The sequence below is a fragment of the Sulfurimonas sp. genome, assembly GCF_041563035.1.
Classification (GTDB): domain Bacteria; phylum Campylobacterota; class Campylobacteria; order Campylobacterales; family Sulfurimonadaceae; genus Sulfurimonas.
Map to the genome: position 1 here is coordinate 1 of NZ_JBFFNS010000015.1, position 20,305 is coordinate 20,305.

18 protein-coding genes are annotated in these 20,305 nt (G+C 34.7%); 6 read left to right on the forward strand and 12 right to left on the reverse strand.

Annotation, left to right across the window (positions count from 1 at the left end; translation table 11 throughout):
- From ABZC13_RS09965 to ABZC13_RS09985, 5 genes are all read left to right on the forward strand, one after another.
- A partial coding sequence (locus tag ABZC13_RS09965) for a hypothetical protein (RefSeq protein WP_373002976.1) occupies positions 1-852 on the forward strand: 852 nt, incomplete at its 5' end.
- Positions 853-902: 50 nt separating this feature from the next.
- Positions 903-1,535, forward strand: coding sequence for a response regulator transcription factor (locus tag ABZC13_RS09970; RefSeq protein WP_373002978.1), 633 nt, complete (start codon positions 903-905; stop codon positions 1,533-1,535).
- Positions 1,528-2,583, forward strand: a complete 1,056-nt coding sequence (locus tag ABZC13_RS09975) for a sensor histidine kinase (RefSeq protein ID WP_373002980.1) — start codon at positions 1,528-1,530, stop codon at positions 2,581-2,583. Before ABZC13_RS09970 ends, ABZC13_RS09975 begins: the two co-directional genes overlap by 8 nt.
- A gap of 66 nt (positions 2,584-2,649) precedes the next feature.
- Complete coding sequence (locus ABZC13_RS09980) at positions 2,650-3,024, forward strand: hypothetical protein (protein ID WP_373002982.1); 375 nt, start codon at positions 2,650-2,652, stop codon at positions 3,022-3,024.
- A 42-nt stretch (positions 3,025-3,066) separates the two neighbouring features.
- Positions 3,067-3,882 carry a DUF3187 domain-containing protein gene (locus ABZC13_RS09985; protein WP_373002984.1) on the forward strand — a complete coding sequence of 272 codons (816 nt, stop codon included), beginning with the start codon at positions 3,067-3,069 and terminating at the stop codon, positions 3,880-3,882.
- Here the strand turns inward: ABZC13_RS09985 and ABZC13_RS09990 are convergent.
- From ABZC13_RS09990 to ABZC13_RS10025, 8 genes are all read right to left on the reverse strand, one after another.
- Positions 3,879-4,376 (reverse strand): hypothetical protein, encoded by a 498-nt coding sequence (locus ABZC13_RS09990; protein ID WP_373002986.1) that lies wholly within the window; start codon positions 4,374-4,376, stop codon positions 3,879-3,881. The two genes, ABZC13_RS09985 and ABZC13_RS09990, sit on opposite strands and share 4 nt — an antisense overlap.
- A complete protein-coding gene (locus tag ABZC13_RS09995; RefSeq protein ID WP_373002988.1) occupies positions 4,376-6,376 on the reverse strand; it encodes a penicillin-binding protein 1A in 2,001 nt (666 codons plus the stop codon). Before ABZC13_RS09995 ends, ABZC13_RS09990 begins: the two co-directional genes overlap by 1 nt.
- Positions 6,373-7,062, reverse strand: a complete 690-nt coding sequence (locus tag ABZC13_RS10000; RefSeq protein WP_373002990.1) for an ATP-binding cassette domain-containing protein — start codon at positions 7,060-7,062, stop codon at positions 6,373-6,375. Before ABZC13_RS10000 ends, ABZC13_RS09995 begins: the two co-directional genes overlap by 4 nt.
- A gap of 29 nt (positions 7,063-7,091) precedes the next feature.
- A complete protein-coding gene (locus ABZC13_RS10005; RefSeq protein ID WP_373002992.1) occupies positions 7,092-7,868 on the reverse strand; it encodes a site-specific DNA-methyltransferase in 777 nt (258 codons plus the stop codon).
- Complete coding sequence (locus ABZC13_RS10010) at positions 7,865-9,634, reverse strand: AlwI family type II restriction endonuclease (RefSeq protein ID WP_373002994.1); 1,770 nt, start codon at positions 9,632-9,634, stop codon at positions 7,865-7,867. Before ABZC13_RS10010 ends, ABZC13_RS10005 begins: the two co-directional genes overlap by 4 nt.
- Positions 9,631-10,644, reverse strand: a complete 1,014-nt coding sequence (locus ABZC13_RS10015) for a DNA adenine methylase (protein WP_373002996.1) — start codon at positions 10,642-10,644, stop codon at positions 9,631-9,633. The genes ABZC13_RS10010 and ABZC13_RS10015 overlap by 4 nt, the downstream gene beginning before the upstream one ends.
- Positions 10,645-10,709: 65 nt before the next feature.
- Positions 10,710-11,804, reverse strand: coding sequence for an aminotransferase class I/II-fold pyridoxal phosphate-dependent enzyme (locus ABZC13_RS10020; protein ID WP_373002998.1), 1,095 nt, complete (start codon positions 11,802-11,804; stop codon positions 10,710-10,712).
- Between the two features lie 2 nt (positions 11,805-11,806).
- Positions 11,807-13,507 (reverse strand): diguanylate cyclase, encoded by a 1,701-nt coding sequence (locus ABZC13_RS10025; protein ID WP_373003000.1) that lies wholly within the window; start codon positions 13,505-13,507, stop codon positions 11,807-11,809.
- A 284-nt stretch (positions 13,508-13,791) separates the two neighbouring features.
- On the opposite strand from ABZC13_RS10025, the gene ABZC13_RS10030 reads away from it, so the two are divergent.
- Positions 13,792-16,122, forward strand: coding sequence for a diguanylate cyclase (locus ABZC13_RS10030; RefSeq protein WP_373003002.1), 2,331 nt, complete (start codon positions 13,792-13,794; stop codon positions 16,120-16,122).
- On the opposite strand, the gene maf is transcribed toward ABZC13_RS10030, so the two are convergent.
- Genes maf through alaS form a run of 4 tightly spaced genes read right to left on the reverse strand, consistent with a single transcriptional unit; the run spans position 16,119 to position 20,251 of the window.
- On the reverse strand, positions 16,119-16,664 hold the full coding sequence (maf, locus tag ABZC13_RS10035; RefSeq protein WP_373003004.1) for a septum formation inhibitor Maf: 546 nt from the start codon (positions 16,662-16,664) through the stop codon (positions 16,119-16,121). The two genes, ABZC13_RS10030 and maf, sit on opposite strands and share 4 nt — an antisense overlap.
- Before the next feature lie 26 nt (positions 16,665-16,690).
- A complete protein-coding gene (locus ABZC13_RS10040; protein ID WP_373003006.1) occupies positions 16,691-17,170 on the reverse strand; it encodes a PAS domain-containing protein in 480 nt (159 codons plus the stop codon).
- A 49-nt stretch (positions 17,171-17,219) separates the two neighbouring features.
- Positions 17,220-17,702, reverse strand: coding sequence for a hypothetical protein (locus ABZC13_RS10045; protein WP_373003008.1), 483 nt, complete (start codon positions 17,700-17,702; stop codon positions 17,220-17,222).
- Positions 17,702-20,251, reverse strand: a complete 2,550-nt coding sequence (gene alaS, locus ABZC13_RS10050; RefSeq protein ID WP_373003010.1) for an alanine--tRNA ligase — start codon at positions 20,249-20,251, stop codon at positions 17,702-17,704. The genes ABZC13_RS10045 and alaS overlap by 1 nt, the downstream gene beginning before the upstream one ends.
- Positions 20,252-20,305 lie beyond the last annotated feature (54 nt).

The window sequence follows — 20,305 nt, forward strand, 5'->3', positions numbered from 1 at the left end:
ACACAACCAACTATCAAACCTAACAACCACCGCGTGCATCCATGTCCTAATGATAAGAAATTATCTCTAGTCAACAAACTTATATCTGATAATAGAGAGAGTAAAATCATCGTAGTAACATCTATAGATGCTAAAAGTGTTGAAGATTATCTGCAAAATGAAAACTCTCAAGCGCTGGAGAATGTACAAGTTGTAGATGACAAAACTCTTATCAAAGATGAGAGCATGACTTGTGACTTGCTAATCAGTCTTGATGTACCCGGTAAAGCTATTGTATATATGGCTAGACTCTCTCACACGACTAGCAGAGCTCTTCTTCTTTTAAATGAGACTGAGCAGAATCTTCTTTACCCAATAGAGACTCTTTTAGGTCGTGTAATCAAACAAGACATCATAGAAGGTTTTGAGTATGAAGTTAAAGAAAAACCAAAAACAGATGCAAGACCTGCTCCTAAGAAAATGACTCAGAGTCAGATAAAAGAAGAAGCTAAAAAACGTTACGACAAAGAGACTGGTGAGCCAAAGCCAAAAAGAGAATACTCTGACGACAAGAAAGACTTTAAAAAGGATTTCAAAAGAGACGATAAAAAAGACTTCAAAAGAGATGACAAGAAAGATTTCAAAAAAGACTTTAGCAAATCCGACAAAGACGACAAGTGGGCTAAAAAGAAAAAAGAGCCTAACAAGTATCTAGGTAAAGATGAAAACGGTAAAGCAATCTTCTCAGGGAAATCAGGAGAGAGAAACCACCGTCATGATGGAAGCCCAAGAGATGCAAGTTTTCCTCCAAAAAAAGTTGGAAGAAAAATCAACATCAAATCTCTTAAAAAATCTGAAGATAAAAAAGACTAATAATAAACCATCATTAACATTTCGCTAACACTTATACCTTATAATAAGGTATGAGTAAAAAAATACTACTTCTTGAAGATGACAAGCTACTAGCACAAACTTTGCAGGATCTCTTAGTATCTGAGTGTTATGATGTCACTTTAGTGACATCTGGAAACGCAGCAATAGACGAGACCTACGAAAACAGGTTCGATCTCTATGTATTTGACATAAATGTACCTGACATGAACGGTCTTGAGCTGTTAGAGAGCCTGAGAGATGCCGACGATAAGACGCAAACAATTTTTATAAGTGCTCTTGTTGACTTGGAATCTATTTCAAAAGCTTTTAAAATCGGGGCTCAAGACTACCTCAAAAAACCATTTTTTCCGGAAGAACTTCTTATAAGAGTAAATGCAAAACTTGCATCTAAGAGTTCAAACATTACTTACAACTCTTTAGAGTATAACCCGCAAAGCAAGCTTTTAAGAAAAAATGGTCGGGCTCTATCACTTGGTGAAACACAAGAAAAACTCTTTGATATGTTCATACAAAACATAGGTCAAGTCCTAGATAGGGACATACTCATGGAGTGTTTGGAAAAGCCGTCTCCAACAGCTCTCAGAGTAGCTATAACAAAACTAAAACGGACGACAGGCTTAGATATAAAAAACCTTAGAGGTATAGGATATATCATTGAATAGAGTTGAAAGAGAATCATTTTTAAAAAGCTTTTTACTTTTTTTTACTTCACTGGGAGTTCTTATTGCAACTCTATTTTATATAAACTTCACAAAAGAAGTACAGACACTTGATGAGAAACTTCTATCTGAGATGCGGGTATGTAGTTTTGATTTAAAGTGTGAACAGTTTTACATAGACTTCTTGGAACACAAGGAGGAAAAACTATACTCTTTGTACAAAGATGAATATGGACTAAGCAGCTACTATCCCATACCAGGTTCAACTAAAAACATCATGCTTCTTCGTTTAGAGCGTGAAAAATACAATAAAGAGATCACTCTACTCAAAAGTAATAACATTTGGAGATTTTCTGCTGTTTTAGCCATAGTATTTATACTCTCTATATTATTTTCTATTTATGCTCTCTATCCTCTTAGAAATGCACTTCTTCTGACTCAAGAGTTTATAAAAGATATACTGCATGATTTCAACACTCCGCTTGCCACTTTGAGGCTTAACTCTTCTATGCTAAAAAGAGAGATAGGTGAAAATGAAAAAGTAGATAGAATCGAGCAGAGTGTAGAAAATGTACTCTCTCTTCAAAAACATCTACGCTCATACCTCAAAAACCATGATATGCAAAAAGAAGAGTTCTCTCTCGAATCAGTACTAAAAGAACAGGTCTCTTTACTGGAAAAGAACTACTCTGCAATCAGTTTTAAGATAAATGCCAAAGATGTTAAACTTCTAACTAATAAAGAAGCGTTTACACGTATTGTAAGCAATATTTTAACTAATGCCGCTAAATATAACAGGGACAAGGGCTATGTAAATATTATATATGAGAACACTATTAAAACTCTGGATATCATAGACTCAGGGAAAGGTATAAAGAATCCAAAAAAAATCTTTGACAGATTTTATAAAGAGCAGGACAGAGGAATAGGAATCGGTCTTCATATAGTGAAAAAACTATGTGATGAGCTTGATATCAAACTAAGTGTAAATAGTAAAATAAATCAAGGCAGTACATTCTCTCTTGATTTATCAAAACTAACACTTAGCTAGCATACAGCTTACAAAGGACTAACGCTCTTATGTAATAATAACACTATCAAAACAAAAGGATATGAAATGAATACTTTAAAATTAAGTGCAACTTTAATGTTGCTGGGAAGTTTAACACTAGGTATGTCAGCTACGATAGATGAGCAAGTTGCCGCTATTGGAAGTGCTACACCGGAAGAAAGAGTAGCACTTGTAAACGAGTTCAAGAAGACAGTCTCTACTCTTAGTACCGAAGAAAGGGCTGAGGCTATTGCGCAGTTGCGCTCAAGCATGAATGCTAAGGGTGATCAGGTACAAACTCAAACTAGAGAAAGAACTAGAGAGAGAAGTCGTATTCACCAAATGGAGCAAACTGAGAATATGCAAAGAACTCAACAGATGCAGCAAAACAGACTTGGGTCTGGCGGAAACACTCCTAATAAGTTTATGGGTAACAAATAAAACTATACAGTATCGCTTTTATAGCGATACTAAAGGATATGAATGAACAAGACATTACTTTTACTGTTGACCCTCTCGGTCAGTCTATTGGCATATAGTGATTCTGATATGGATGGAGTTGATGACAAGTTGGACCAATGTCCCAATACACCGTTCAGCGAATTAGTAGACATAAATGGGTGTACTACTAAATATTTGGAGTCTCCGCATCATTTTGATATTATATTGGGTATTGATTATTCCCAAAAAAGTTATACAACGCTCGAAGATACTGATGTCACTTCTAAAAGTATCCAGATGGACTACTACTACAAAAACTTTTCACTTCAAGCAGCTACATCCTATTATAACTCCGACAGTATTATTTACAGTAGCGATGGAATGAATGATTCATTTTTAGGTGCTTACTATAAACTAAACCCTGTAGAGAATCTTAGTGTTCGTTTGGGCGTTGGAGTTATTCTCCCAACATATGATACAGACTTAAATAATAATAACACTGACTATACCTCATCGCTAAGTCTTAGCTATATGTTGGATAATGTAAATATTTTTGGCGGTTATAGCTATACAATCATTAATGACGATGATATTAAGACGGTGACACCCATTTTATATCAAAATACAAACTCATATAACGCCGGTGTAGGATTTTACCCAAGTTCAAAAGTTTATGTTAGTGCTTCATACAATAGTAGCGACAGCATCTATAAAGGCATAGACGATATAGATACTGCATCTTTTTACCTTTTTTACAGTATTGACTCAAACTGGTTCACAACTCTAAACTACGCCTACGGACTAAGCGATACAGCGAGTGACAACTACGCCGCTGTAAAAATCGGTTACTACTTCTAAAAAGAAAAAGCGAACACAAACTCAGGGTATGTTCTTGAGCAACTATCTTGCCAATTAGAGCAAGACGATTGGTGTTCGCTTATCATCCCCGCACCAATATAAGAGTTCGGAGATAAAATCATAGCCACACCAAGTTTTCCACCATACGACTCAAAATCTTCATAACCATCACTCACATAAGTCTTTCTTACAAATGCTCCAACATATGGACGCAATTTTTCATTCAGAGGCATGTAGTAAGTAACAGGAACAGTAATCTGGTTTAGTGTAGGAGTAGCACCTAACCAACTCATAACGCCAATACCTACAGACAAGTTATCTATTACGAAATAATCAGCATTAACACCAAGTATTGTGTAGTTTTGTTGTCCGTCTCTAACTGTAGTTACAGTACCACCACCGATAGCTACACCTACTCCTACATTTGACTTTTTAAATAGTTCTGCGTTTGCCACACTGCTAAGTAGTAACAAAGCTAGTAATATATTTTTCATCAAAACAACAACTCCTCTTCCGGTTTTGCATCGTTTTCAGTTCGTGGTGGTTTAGAGATATCACTAAAATACTCTTTTCTGCTTCCTACGTCAACTTCAACGATTCCCTCAGGAGCTATAAACTCCCTTTGGATCTGCGGATATAGTTTGATAACATTTTCATAGTACTGAGAAAATGCAGGACCGGATATCTTACCACCAGTCTCCCATCTGTGCATAGGAGTATTGTCATCATTTCCAAACCAGACTATAGTCTCTATAGTAGGTGAATATCCTGCAAACCAACCATCGATGTTGTTGTTTGTTGTTCCTGTCTTTCCAGCTAGTTCTATGCCTTTTGCTCTTGCTCTTCTACCAGTACCACGGTTAACTACATCTCTTAAAATAGTAGTCATTATGAAAGCTTGTGTCGGTTCAGTAATAAATTGAGTTTGCTCAGTCTTTTCATAAATAGTATTTCCGTTTTTATCTATAGAATTTATAAGATGCGGCTCTATCTGCAAGCCATGATTTGCAAAAGATGTATAGTACTTTGCAAGTTCCAAAGGCGAGAGAGAAATAGTTCCAAGAGAAATAGAAAGGTCTCTAGGAAGATTTTTTATACCAAACTTATCCAACTCTTTAAGTAATTGTTGTAAACCTATGTCATTTACAAGGTTAATAGTAGCAAGATTTCTAGAGTGGATTAGTGCTTCTCTCAGAGAGATAAGACCCTTATAGTTTTTCTCATAGTTTTTAGGCTGCCATTTTAGCTCTTCACCATCTTTTTCATATGTGTAAGTTCTCGATATATCTACAAGTTCAGTAGCCCCAGAGTAACCAAGATCAATTGCTACTTGATAGATGAACGGCTTAAATGCAGAACCTGGAAGTCTCTTTCCTTGAGTCGCACGATTGTACGAAGAAGTCTTATAGTCAACACTACCGACTAGAGCCAAGATATCTCCTGTTGCTGAATCAAGTGAGACAATTGAACCATTTAGCAAAGATGTATTTACATCAGGAGATATTTCGTATTCAGGGTTTGTCTCAAGTATTTTTGCTTCTCTTACTTTGTAACCTTCTATTCTTTCTAACGACTTGTCATATGCATCTTTAAGTGCTTCTCTTGCTACTTCTTGAAGTCTGATATCTATGGTAGTATATATCTCATAACCACCAGTTTTCATATCTTTTATCCCAAGTCCATGTGCACGTCTTGCAACTTCATCAACTATAAACGGTGCTTTGTTCTGAGTAAGAGTATCATCAAAGACTTCCGGATTTTCTTCTAAAGCCTCTTTATAAGTATTCTCATCTATCCAACCTAGTGTATACATTCTAGAGATTACACGATTTGCTCTGCCCATAGATATCTCATAGTTCTTTGTAGGTGCATAAGTACTTGGAGCTTTTGGAAGTCCGACTAAGATAGCCATCTCTTTTAAAGTAAGATCATCTAGTTTTTTGTGAAAATAGCCATCTGCAGCTGTTTTGATACCATAATATCCATGACCGTAGTAGATCTCATTTAAGTAGCGTTCCAGTATCTGCTCTTTTGTAAGTGCGCGTTCTAGCTTTAGAGCAAATATAGCTTCTTTTATCTTACGTGAAAGTTTTTTCTCTCTTGTTAAAAGTACATTTTTTACTAACTGCTGAGTAATCGTACTTGCACCTTCGACAGCACTCCCAGCTTTTATAACTTTTATAGCCGCACGAAAGATAGCGTCTACGTTTATTCCCGGATGCTCAAAAAAAGTTGTATCTTCTATGGCTACAAGTGCCTCAATAACTCTTGGAGGAATCTCTGAAAAAGATGCATAATATCTATGTTTTTCATCAAATATATTTGCTATTTTATCGCCATTTTTATCATAAATCCTAGTTGTTACATCTGGCTTATAGTCCGTTAGTGTTGATATATCATAAGTGTGTGCAGTTAAGAAATATCCTAATAGTAAAAATGGAGATAAAAACCCCAGTAGTAATATGCTTAAAAAAATATTTTTAAGTTTGCTCATTGTCTAAATTCCCTGTTTGCAAAGTTTGCGTCAATTAATGTTTTTGTATATTCTTCTTGTGGAGAGTTTAAAACAGTTTCCATATTTCCACTTTCTACTATTTTTCCGTCTTTTATCACACATATCTCATCACAAATAGCTTTTGCAGAGTTCATATCGTGTGTGACAAACAGCATCTTAAACCCATGCCTCTTTTGCAGATCTCTTAACAGATCCAAGATAAGGATTCTTGTCTCAGGATCAAGGGCAGTTGTCGGCTCATCTAAAAGAATGAGTTGTGGATCTTGTTCTAGAGCCATTGCTATAACTACTCTTTGAAGTTGCCCACCTGAAAGCTCAGGAGCAAATCTATCTGCGAGTTCTATATCTAGATCTACTTGAGCGAAAAGCTCTTGGATTCTTTCATCATCTACAAAAAATTGTTTTCTTATTTTTGTAAGTGGAGAGAGAGCTGTAAATGGGTTTTGAGGAACAAAAGAGAGATCCTTTCCGGTTTTTAGCTCAAACTTTGAATCTACTTCTAACTCATACGCCATACTGCTAGGCAACATCCCAAGAAGGGCTTTTAGCGTTAAGCTTTTTCCGCTTCCACTCTGTCCTACAAGAGCTAGAGAAGAGGCTATATCAAAAGCTATATTTACTAAAGTTTTATCTTTGAAGGTGATATGCAGTTTAGAAATTTTCATTTTTTATTTTATCCAATTTCAAGTAACACTTAACTTACTCTCTGCCTTATAGCATCTGCGTACTTTTTCTCACGTTCAATAGCTATATAACTTCTCTTGTATTTTTTAGCTATAAAAGGCGTTGTACCGCTCCCGCCAAACGGGTCAAGGACAATGTCGCCCTCGTTCGAAAAACCTAATATAATCCTCTTTAAAAGCTCTTCTGGTTTTTGTGTCGGATGCAAAGCTTTTTTACCGTCTTCATCACGAAGTCTCTCTTTACCCTGACATAGCGGCATAGTCCAGATATCTCGCATCTGCTTATCAGTTCCATCTTGACGTTTCTCAGGATTTAGCTCTTTTAAAACATCATAGTTAAATATCCAGCCCTTACCTTTTACAGCCCATATAACAAACTCTGTAGTATGAGTCAGAACTCTTCGAGTAAGGTTTGGCATCGCGTTTGATTTGTTCCAAGTAATGACATTTTTTATATCAAAGCCATTGAGCTTCAAACTCATAATAGACTCACCAATATTGTGGTAAGAACAGGCAATGAAGATTGAACCGTTTGGTTTTAAGACATCCTTGCAAGCTTTTACCCATTCATTTGTAAAAATGATGAACTCTTGTTCTTCCATCTTGTCCCAGTCTTCATTTACCATTGTAAAATCACCACCGGTCTTACTTCCTGTAGACTTCAGAGCATTTCCAGACAAGTTGTATGGAGGATCAGCAAAAATAAGCTGAACGCTCTCTTTTTCTATCTTTTTTGTATCTTGTAAAGTTTTGATGCAGTCGGCGTTATAAATTTTGTCTAACTTCATAAAACTTCTCTCTTAAATTTATTTATTTGCTCTGGAATGGCTCTTAACCAATCATCAGAATTGTTTACGCTATCTTCATCTTTTAAGGCGACTATTTCATCTAGTATTTTTTGAAACTGTAGATGCGAAAAGAGCTTACCGTCTTCTTTTAACTTTTTAATAACTTCTAGTATTTCTATAATCTGATTTATCGTAAATGGAACTATTTTTTGCTTAGTTCCTTCGTATTCGTATTTTAGCGAAAACCAGAAAGTATTTATAGTGTCACGGTGAAGTTTTGGAGCTATGAATAGACAATAGTTCAGCTCAGTTGATGATGCATTTTCAAAATCTCGAAAATGCCTCATGACTGGTTGACCTTCATTATGCCACTGATCTCTTCCGTTTAACATTGTAACTTCACAGATGCTATTGAAACTCTCATAATAACACTCTATATCCGGCTTATTTGCGGGAGCTGTAAATATGAACTCATTGTCATCTCCAACCAGAGAGTTAGCTTTTATCTCTTTTGCATCGTTGATAATGTTTAGAGCCATTGTTATGTACTTCTCAAGAGCTATACTAGGCTTGAGATCTAAGTTTCTTATGTTGTTTAGTGCTTCTATGGTCTCATCTATTTTAGAGAGATTTTGAAGCTCTTTTTTTATCTTTATATTTTGGAGTTTTTTTCGGTATTCTCTAAGTTCTTCTACATTCTTTGCATCTAGAGGTACTTGCATCTGTAACTCAGACTCTAAAGCTTCTATCTCCACTTTTATAGCATCTGAGATCTTCTTCTGCTCTTGCTCACTCTGCCACGGTAAAACTGGTAAATTTATATCTGATATATACTCTATATAATCTTTTTTACTAAACTCGTCACTGCTTCCATCATAAGTCTCTAAGAGTGCATTTATCTCTACCATTCTTCTTGGTTCAAGGTCTATATAAAAACCATTACCACGAATATGAATGAGTCTTGTAAGTCTAAAATATCTTATGGTGTTATCAGCATAATCACTTAGATTATTGTTATCTATATTTGTAAAATCTGCTAAAAATTCTTCTATATATTTTTGAATGAACTCTTTTTTTTCTTTGTAAGTTTTAAGTGCTTTAAGTGCCAATCTAAACTCGACTAAAGTCTTAGCTTGAGTCTTTAAATCTTTGTAGTTCAGAAGTGTCTGTCCAAAAATCTCAAACTCTGTTTTTGAGATGCCTACTGCATTTATACTTTTTGATTTGCAAAGCTTGTTCACTTCGTTTATAAGGTGCAGAGTCAAGATAAATGGCTTTAGATTGTAAATCTCAGAATCTCTAAAATCTCTATCTACGGGATTTGGATATTGCCACTTTAAAAAGCTTTTGAAAAACATTTCACCTAAGTCGTAATCATCTTCTAATAGATATTTGCCAAGTGAGGTTAATTTTATTTTTTTATCGACAATAGAAGCTAATCCTATTTTTTCAAGAGGCTTATATGATGTTCTGCCTCTTATAGCTATTCCCTCTGGATAATTTCTTTCTTCTAAAATATGTACAGCTTCATCCAAAGTAATAATATGATTAATATCTTGAATATGCTCAACAAGATGTGATGGTAAATTATTATAAAATTGAGTACTCCCAAATCCATAATATCTATTTTTAACAAGTCTAGCTTGAAACTCTATTTGTGTTTTATGATTCCACTCTTCATTTTCAATCTCTTTTAGAGTTATTAGAAAATTACGCAGTCTTTCTGGATTTCTTACAGTCGTTGAGATAGACCAAGCTTTTCTCAAACTTCTACCTTAACAAAAAACACTCTCTCTTTGTTATCGCTATGCTTACTTTTTCCTGTAGTAAACGCTTTGTATTCTTTCTCAAAAATTTTCACTTCACCTCGTTTGGACATGCTTTTTATAATATCTTCATCGGTGATTTTGGCATTACTTCTGGAATTGCCTTTTTCGCCCATGTTGTTGTATGAAAGTAGTATGTATTTACACTTCGCATTTTGAATAAGGTCATCAAAACTCTCAGCTGCATTTATCTTTGAGTAGTCACTTTTTATCTTTGTTCTATCAAACTTTTTTGCCACTCCAAAAACCTCAGGTTTATTCCAAAGAGATAGATTTTCAAGAAGATGGTATGCGTCACAATACTGTCTTGAGTTATACGGAGGATCAAGATACAGAACATCGCACTCTATATCTCTAACTAAAAGGTTTGCATCTTTATTGTGAATCTCATTTTTTGCGTTTTTGTCGCTGGCAATCTCAAGCATTTTCATAACCAGTTCTTGCTTCTTTATATCTTTTTTTATGTAGGCATCGTAGTGTCCTACAGTGTTTGCTATTCTGTCAACTGAGTACATCAAAGATGTCAGAAGTATATTTTTCTCTTTTTGATTAATAAAATTATTTACAAACAGGTCTCTAATATTTTCTCTTATATAACCTATTTTTTTTGCAACTCTCATGGAGAAATATCTGTCTCCAAAATTTTCTGAGAAGTAGTTATCTTCTTCAATTTCTAGGTTATTGAAGTCATCTATGATCTTTAAGAGTTTTACTTCATTGAATGGTTCAGGATTTAAAAAAGCGTTTAGTGAGACATAGTTGTTGTAAAGCAGATCATTAGAGATTATCTTCTTGTTTTTTGTATTAAAATACTCTCCGACAACACCTGTTCCAGAGAAGATATCGCATAGAGAGTTAAAATCTCCGACTTCTTCTTTTATGATTTCGGCTATAAAATCCAAAATTCTGTTTTTATTGCCTAGGTATCTTCTTTGCGATATTTTATACAAGAATTATCTCCAACTTTTTATTGGTACAATTGTACAAAAAAAATGCGCCTCTCTTGTTAAATATTTCAAACTGTCATACTTTTAATTGATTTGCACAGAGTTCTTAACTCTTCTTCACTCTGTCCAAGTCTTGCAATAAGTCTGATAATAGCACTCTTGACAGTTGGCTGTCTGATGCCACCGACTGCATAACCGTTTGCAAAAAGTCTGTTTTTAATCTCTATAACCTTCGTATTGTCACCGATTAGTATTGGGACTATTAGACCTTCAACACTGATGCCAAGCTCCTCATAGACGACTCTTTGACGAACTGCTATTTCGCCCTTTAAAGAGTTTATGTTTGAGAGTATGTACTTCAGAGAATTATGCGCCAGCAGAGTGTCATAAAGAGATAGTGACGTAGCGTAGATGATTGGCTTTGCACGGTTTATAAGGTAGTCAACTATATGCTCAGATGCTAAGATATATGCACCAAAACTTCCGTATGCTTTACCAAGAGTTCCCATCTTTATGTGGTTTGGTTTTGCACCTATGTTGTAAAGATCAAAGACACCCATAAGTTTATCTCCAACAACACCGCTACTGTGCGCTTCGTCCACGATAAGAATAGCATCTTCATTGTCACAGATGCTAAAAACCTCAGAGTCTACTAAGTCGCCATCCATAGAGTAGATGCCCTCAACTGCGACTATCTTTCTCTTAGCATCTGAAGATTTTAACATCTCAGATAGTTCTTTCATATCGTTGTGTTTAAAATACTTTACATTTATACCGTTAATCTGGGATGCGAGCACTCCTGAGGCATGGTAAAACTCATCCATAAAAAGATCATCGCCACGTCTGACAAGTGCTTCTATAAGAGCTATATTAGCATTAAAACCACTCCCTAACACTACTGCATCTTCAAATCCATTTGCCTCTTTTAAAGAGTCTTCAAAGTCTTTATGTATCTGATGGTAACCATTTACTAAAAGAGAAGCTTTTGAACTGTGAATAGGGAATTCTGATAACGTTTGGCAAGTTTTGTTATGCAGTTCTTTGTTGTGTGAAAGACCTAAGTAGTCATTAGATGCAAAGTCTAAAACATCGTTGTCCACTACTTCTCTAGTTCTATATCTAGCCGAGCGTTTTAAAGCTTTTAATTCATTTTCATAATACATATCTACCCAACAACAACTATATTTCTTCCGCTTTCTTTAGCTTTATAAAGCGCATCATCTACTCTTTTAAAGATAAACTCTATTTCCTCACCCACTATGTACTCAACAACACCGAAACTCATAGTAATCGGAAGAATTTTTTGAAAAAATTCTATCTTAGCTCTTAATTTTTCAGCTATTTTTTGTGCTTCATCTCTTCTTGCATGTGGCAATATAATAATAAATTCTTCACCACCGATTCTACTAAAGACATCACCTTCACGCAGTAGTGAGTTTATTAGTTTAGTGTACTCAATAAGAACTTCATCACCTACACTGTGACCATGTTTATCATTGACCTGTTTGAAGTAGTCTATATCAAACATTATTAAAGATAGAGGATGCTTGTACCTCTTAGCACGTTGAATCTCTTCTTCTATTTTTTGATGAAAATATCTACGGTTACCGATTCCAGTCAGGCTGTCAGTCACACTGAGGTGCTCTAACTCTTTTCTATAGTTTTCCTGTTCTGTGATATCTGTGAGAACTATACTGTAGTAGTTTTTCTCTTTTAAAACTTTAGATGCACTTACAGAGAAATAGTAAACCTTACCAAAGATATCTACTTTCATCTTATGTATATTAGATTGATTTTCCACGAGATAATCTACCCATTTGGTACCACTCATATTAGCCTGTATATATCCATCTTCTTCTACAAAAAAGTCACATATACACTCATTATCTTCTAAAAACTCTTCAAGAGTTTTATATTTGTCAAAATATTTAAAAAAGATTCTATTAACATCTAAAAGAGATTTTCTATTGTTAATGAGTACAATATTTGTAGCAGAGTTTATAATATTATGAAAGTATTTTTTCTGTCTTCTGTTAGCAAAAAATAGCATTGAACTAACAATAATCGCAATACTCATCATAACTATAATTCCAAGAGCCATCCACTTAAACATGAAAAAGTCTAAGTCCATATTTGAGATAGTATCTATCTTCTTAAACATTATGTAGTAACCTACAGCTTTCTCATTTTTATTTTTAAGTTCATAAGAGGCTATAATTTGACCATTTTCTATTTTATACGAGTTGTTAAAATATTTCTCAACTCCATTTTCTTTCAAATAGTCCATTGCTTCTTTAGGTGCATCAAAGTTTGCCACATAGTAGTTATCTATAAAGAGCTTTGTAAATGGATATAAAAGTTGTTTTTTAAACTCTTTTTTTAGTACAACAACCGAGTCTATATCTGATTTTTTCAACTGTTTAGAGATAGAGTTGAAGTGTGAGATAACCTCAATAATCCCTATAAATTCTTCACCTATAAAAAGTGGAACTATAGCTTTGATGGTTAAGTTAAACTTACCGACACTTACAGAGTACGCTACTTTTTTAGTCGTAGCAACATTAACAAGATCTTGTCTGATTTTGCTAAGATTATCTCCCCTTTTAGGACTCCAACTTCTGTAAAGTGAGTTTATATCTTTGTCTAAAAGCTGAATCCAAATGTTCTTATAAAGTGTGTTTTCCCTATACTGAGCAATCAAATTTCTATAGTAATTTTCTTTAATCGTTTTGTTTTTAATATTTTCTGCCAAATACCTGTCACTTGCTATACTGAGAGCCATTGCAACAGTAGCCTTTTGCTTTTGTAAAATCATACTGCTTACTTTTTCATGCATGGAAAGAGCTTGGACTCTGTGCTTAGACACTGCTAAAGAATCTCTTTTTGATTTCAAAAAGTCTATATACTGCCAACTGGCATATATAAGGAGTAAAAATATTGCTGATATAAGTAGATATAATTTATAATGCTTTAAAATATAAGACCCCTTTTTGTTACTATTTTATCACTAAATAGTTTTATCTTGTATAAATCTACTAGTACATATTTATAAACTTATTATATTCTGTGAAATTTATGGCAAACTGCAAACTTCACAAGCTTATTAACACATTTTCAGTACAATTAAGTCAAATATATAATAGGGATTGTATGAGAATATTTTTTATTTTATTTTTCACGCTATCGGCATCTCTTTTGGCTAATGAAAAGATTGTTTTACAGTTAAAATGGTTGCATCAGTTTCAATTTGCCGGTTACTATGCCGCAAAAGAAAAAGGCTTTTACTCGGATCTTGGACTTGATGTTGAAATACGAGAAAGAGACAGAACAAAAAACAATATAGAACAGGTCATAAATGGCGAAGCTGAGTATGGTATAGCTGACTCAGTATTACTTTTATACAAAGCTAAAAAAGAGCCTTTAACTATAGTAGCACCAATTTTTCAACATTCTCCAGGTGTTATACTGACTCTAAAAAGTAGTGGAATAGACTCTCCATATAAACTAAACAATAAAAAATTAATGTTTTATAAAAAAGACACTGATGGGTTTGGAATCTTATCAATGCTTGAGCATATTGCTGTAGCACCAAACCTTCATAGAACAAAAGACAAAGAAAACTATACATCACTAATAAACCGCAAAGTAGATGCTTATGCCGGATATCTTACTAATGAGCCCTTTTATTTTAGAGAAAAAGGGATAGATATAAATATTATCAATCCTTCTAATTATGGTTTAGATCTATATGGTGACATGCTTTTTACAAATATGCAAGAAGCAAAAGAGCACCCTAAGAGAGTAGAGAAGTTCAAAAAAGCGACCATAAAAGGTTGGTATTATGCTTTAGAGCATAAAGAAGAGATCATCAAACTAATCAAAGAGAAATACGCAAAAAACAAATCTATAGAGCACTTAAGATATGAAGCAGAGGCTATAGAGGATATTATACAGAGAAAGTCTATTCCAATTGGGACACTAGATAAGGGACGCATTAAATATACACTTCAAATTTATAAAGAACATGGATTGATAGAAAATGAGATTGATGTAGATGAATATATCTTTGAACCATTCGATCCAAATAAAATTCAAAACAAAAAGCTACGAAAAAATAAGATTCTAAGCAATGAAGAAAATAATTATTTAAAAAATAAAAAAGTTATTAAGATGTGTATTGATCCAGACTGGATGCCATTTGAAAAAAATGAAAAGGGCAAACATATCGGGATGAGTGCTGAGTATATAGAGATCATAGAAAAAGAAATAGGCACTCCGATTAAAATGATACCTACTCAAACATGGAGTGAATCTTTAAAGCTAGGAGTTGAGAGAAAGTGTGATATTTTTTCTCTTGTTATGCCTACTAAAGAGAGAGAAAAATATTTAGATTTCACAAAACCATACCTAGAGATACCTTTAGTTATTGTGACAAATCTTGATGAGTTTTTTATAAATGATATCTCAACTCTCGTAGATAAGAAGATAGGCATAGTAAAAGGTTATGCATATGGAGAGATCTTACAAGAAAGATATCCAAAAATGAATCTTGTTAAAGTAGATAATTTAAAAGATGGGCTTCAAAAAGTTATAGATAAAGAGTTGTTTGGTTTCATCGGCACCTTAGCTACTACTGGATATCACATTCAAAAAAATCATATCGGAGAACTGAAAATTGCAGGCAAGTTCGATGAAAAGTGGGAATTGGGAATTGGCTCAAGAAATGATGAGCCCATGCTCAAAAATATTTTCAATAAAGCAATAAAACAAATATCATCTAAAAAACGACAAGAAATTTTAAATAAATGGATTTCTGTTAATTACGATAAAGAAATAAATTACACACCTATTTTGATTTGGATTGCTGGAATAGTGTTCGTTTTTATTTCTATACTATTAATAATCTTACGAATAAACACAAAACTCAAAAAAGAGATACAAATCCGTAAAGAGGCAGAACAAAAACTACAAGAGATATCAATTACAGATGAACTTACAAGCCTTTACAACAGAAGATATTTTAATGAAATCTTTCCAAAACTAATTAACAGTGCAAAGCGTGAGAATCAAAATATATGTTTTGCCGTTATGGACATCGATTATTTTAAACTATATAATGATACATATGGTCACATAAGTGGTGACAATGCACTTAAAAGCATTTCACGATCTTTAAAAAGCTCTCTAACAAGAGCAGATGATTACTGCTTTAGACTCGGCGGTGAGGAGTTTGGTATACTCTTTAAAGGTCTAGACAAAGAGCAAGCTACAATACTTATTGAACATATGAAACAAAACATTGAAGACTTAAAAATTAAACATGAAAAAAATAGCGTAAGTAAATATATAACTGCTTCATTTGGTTTAGTCATTGAAGATGCGTTATCTGTTAAAGATGAAAATGAACTATACAGAAAAGCAGATGCTCTTCTTTACAAGGCAAAAGATAGCGGCAGAAATAGGATTTGTGTAAATAACTAGATAAAAGCTTTCAGAACTTCTGTGTTTAATCCCATAGCAGTACTCTCAAAGCCTCTTACTTCTTTGATGTATTGCTTACAAAAGCCCTCTACCATACAAGCTCCAGCCTTTCCTCTCCACTCACCGCTTTGCAGATAATCTTCTAAATCATCAAGATCAAATTCATCAAATATATAGTCTGTTTGAGAGATATCAATAATCTTTTTTTCTTTCGAGTGGTATATCATACAAGTGACTATCGAAGTAATATTTCCGCTTTGAGTCATCAGAATATTTTTGGCATCATCCGTGCATCTGGCTTTACGAAGTATTTGTCCCTGTGCGGTCACAACGGTATCTGCGACTAATAGAGGATAGTCTTCAAACCCAAATTCTTTTAGATTTACTTCATACTTACCGAGCGTAGCCTGATACACAAAATTTTTAGGAGATGAGGCTATAATTGCGTCCTCATCAAAGTCTATTGCCTCTTGAATGAACTCAATACCTGCCTCACGTAGAAGAAAAGCACGAGTAGAAGAGCCAGATGCAAGTCTTATCATATAGTAAACGCCTTAAGTCTTTTTAACTATTCTTCAAGAGCCTTAGCTGCTTCAAGTTTATCATTGGCAATATAGAGAACAACCCTTGTCGTACCCTCTTCTTCACTTCTTAACTTATCGTATAGGTCTTGCATCTCTGTTGCTTTTTTGCGCGATATAGGTTCTCTTACAGATTTATACTCTACAGGTTTTCCATCTTTCATAACAGTAGATACTCTAGCATATACCCAATAGTATCCACCATCTTTACGACAGTTTTTTACATAACCGTGCCAAACATCTCCATTTTTGATAGTTTCCCACAAACCTGCGAACACTGATTTTGGCATATCTAGATGTCTTATGACATTATGTGGTTGTCCGATAAGTTCATTTGGTTCATATCCTGAGATATCTGCAAATGTCTCATTTACGTATGTTATTTTCCCTGAAAAATCTGCACGAGAGACAATAAGTTCATCTTCAGGTACTTCAGTCTCATAAAATGTATCAAAACTTGTTTCCATAAAAAAATCCTTTATTCTAAATATTATATATTATACTACTACATTAATGTTAAAGAGTAGAAGAAAAATACGCTCCGATAAAAATAGCAGTAATACCTAAGATAATATTTATTGGAACCATATATTTTCCAATAAGCTCCAGCTGACCTTTAGCACCTGCAAAGTCACCATCACTAAGCATCTTCTCAGCTCTGTTTCTTCTTTTCATCATAACAATTAAGTTAATAAACATAACAGACCAGATACCTTCTTTAGCATGTGATAAAACACTAAATTCACTTTGTGAAAGGCCGTAACCCTTTATCATCATAACAGCAGTAAGAAGCAGAAGGATAACAAACGGAAGTACTATAGTAAATAGTCTCTTAAGAGCATGAGCTATACGCTCTAATCTCTTGGCAGGAGACTCTATCTCTATGAATGATTGATGAGCAGCGTAACGCATTGCTATCATTCCACCAACCCACACAACAGCTGAGATAACGTGTAAAAAAACTATAAAAGTTTTATACTCTACAAAGACCTCTTGCATCAAGACAGAACCTCTGTAATAAAGGCAAGCGCCTCCTCTTTAGCTTGGGGAAGTTTGCTTTTGTCTTTTCCACCGGCTTGTGCAAAGTCTGGACGACCACCGCCCCCTCCACCTAATATTGGAGCTATTTTTTTTATCCAGTCACCGGCTTTAGCATTTGCATCTTTTACACCTGCAGCTATAAGAACCTTATCACCTTTTACTTGAAAAAGCATTGCACAAAGTTTATCATTTTGATTTTTAAGCTCATCAATTTTTTCTTTTATGTCACCAGAAATCAGCTCTTCAACCACAACAGCTACACCATTTATTTCATTTGCAGTAATCTCTACTTTGGAACTCTCTTGTGCTTCTTTTAGTTCTGTTTTTAACTCTGCTACATTTGATTTAAGTCTTGCTATACCAGCTAAAACATCCAAGTTTTTAACTTCAGACTCCACTTGTTTGATTAGCATTCTCTGCTCACAGAAGTGTTTGTATGCTGCTTGACCACAAACTGCTTCTATTCTTCTTACACCGGCAGATACACCACTCTCTTTAGTAATGATAAATGAGCCAATATTTGCAGTGTTGTCAACATGAACACCGCCACAGAACTCTACAGATGCATCTGCGAAGCTTACAACGCGAACCTCATCTCCGTACTTCTCGCCAAACTGAGCTTTTGCACCGCTGTTTTTAGCATCTTTTATACCCATAACTTCAGTTTTAGCACTTATTCCTCTAAGCACGTCATTGTTTACTCTAGTCTCTATTTCTACTAACTCTGCATGAGTAAGAGCCTTTGGATGAGAGAAGTCAAATCTAAGTCTGTCAGCTTCAACAAGTGAACCTGCTTGAGAGATATGATCTCCTAAAACATCAAATAAAACAGCATGTAAAAGGTGAGTGGCTGAGTGATGTTTAGTTATTTCATTTCTTGAGATGTCTACCTTTGCATCTACAACATCTCCAACTTTTATATTTGATGTAACAGAGACCTGTGATAGGTTAAGATCGAAAAATTTTCTAGTATCTTCTACTTTGGCAAAACCTTCAAGCTCTCCGATATCACCTGTCTGTCCTCCACTCTCAGCATAAAAAGGAGTGATATCTAAAAGTACCCAACCCGTTGTACCGGCTTCTAGAGTTTTTACACTTTTAAAATTCTCATCAAGAAGAGCTTGTACTTCACCAGAATGTGCCATAAACTCATAACCTACAAAAGTATTCTCGCCAAATTTCTCTAAAAGTTCTTTAAAGTCTCCATGTGTTTCGCTGTCTCCACTACCTTTCCAAGCAGCTTTTGCACGAGTACGTTGCTCTAACATCAACTCTTCAAATTTTGCAGAATCTAGTTTAAGATTTTTACCTTTCAACATGTCTTCTGTAAGATCAAGTGGGAAACCAAAAGTGTCATAAAGTTTAAATGCCACTTCTCCTGAAAAAGTCTCTTTAGTGTTTAAAACTTCTTCTTCAAACAGAGCAATTCCAGACTCAATAGTCTTGAAAAATCTAGCTTCTTCTAGTTCTATTTGTTCTTTAACAACTTTTGCTTTTTCTTTTAAATACTCATACTCGCCACCCATAATCTCTACAACTGTATCAACCAGTTTGTACATGAAAGCTTCTCTAAATCCAAGAAGGTAACCATGTCTTACTGCACGACGAAGGATACGACGGAGAACATAGCCGCGACCCTCATTTGAGAAGTTTATGCCCTGAGCTAAAAGGAAGAGTGCAGTTCTGATGTGGTCTGCAATTACACGATAAGATGCACCGCTCTCATAAACATACTCTTTGCCAATAAGTTTTTCAACTTCTTTGATTATCGGCATAAACAATGATGAACCATAGTTGCTAAGAGCGCCTTCTTTAATAGCGACAACACGTTCAAGACCCATACCAGTGTCGATAGATGGTTTTGGAAGTTCTGTCATAGTTCCATCAGCACTTTTTTCATACTGCATAAAAACAAGATTCCATATCTCTAAAAATCTGTCACCTTCTCCACCAAGATAATCTTCTTCGCCTGAAAAATTCTCAGCACCCTGGTCATAAAAAATCTCACTACATGGTCCACATGGTCCAGTATCACCCATCTGCCAGAAGTTATCATCATCACCAAGGCGAAGGATTCTATCTTTAGAAACATGTTTTTGCCAAAGAAGCTCAGCTTCATCATCACTATCATGAACCGTTACCCAAAGCTTGTCAACCGGAAGTTTAATTACCTCAGTAATAAATTCCCAAGCATAGTCAATTGCTTCTTCTTTGAAGTAATCACCAAAGCTGAAGTTACCCAGCATCTCAAAGAAAGTATGATGTCTTGCAGTATGTCCAACATTTTCTAAATCGTTATGCTTTCCACCGGCTCTTAAACATGTTTGACATGAAGTAGCACGTGGGTTTGCAGGTCTTGGAATTTCACCTGTAAATATTGACTTAAAAGGTACCATTCCTGCATTGTTGAAAAGAAGTGTTGCATCTTCTGGCACTAGTGGCGCAGACGCAATTCTGTCGTGGTTTTTTGACTCAAAAAATTTTAAGTACTCTTCTCTAATATCCATCTATTATTCTCTTTTATAAAATTACGCGATTATATCTAAAATTGGGGATAAAAT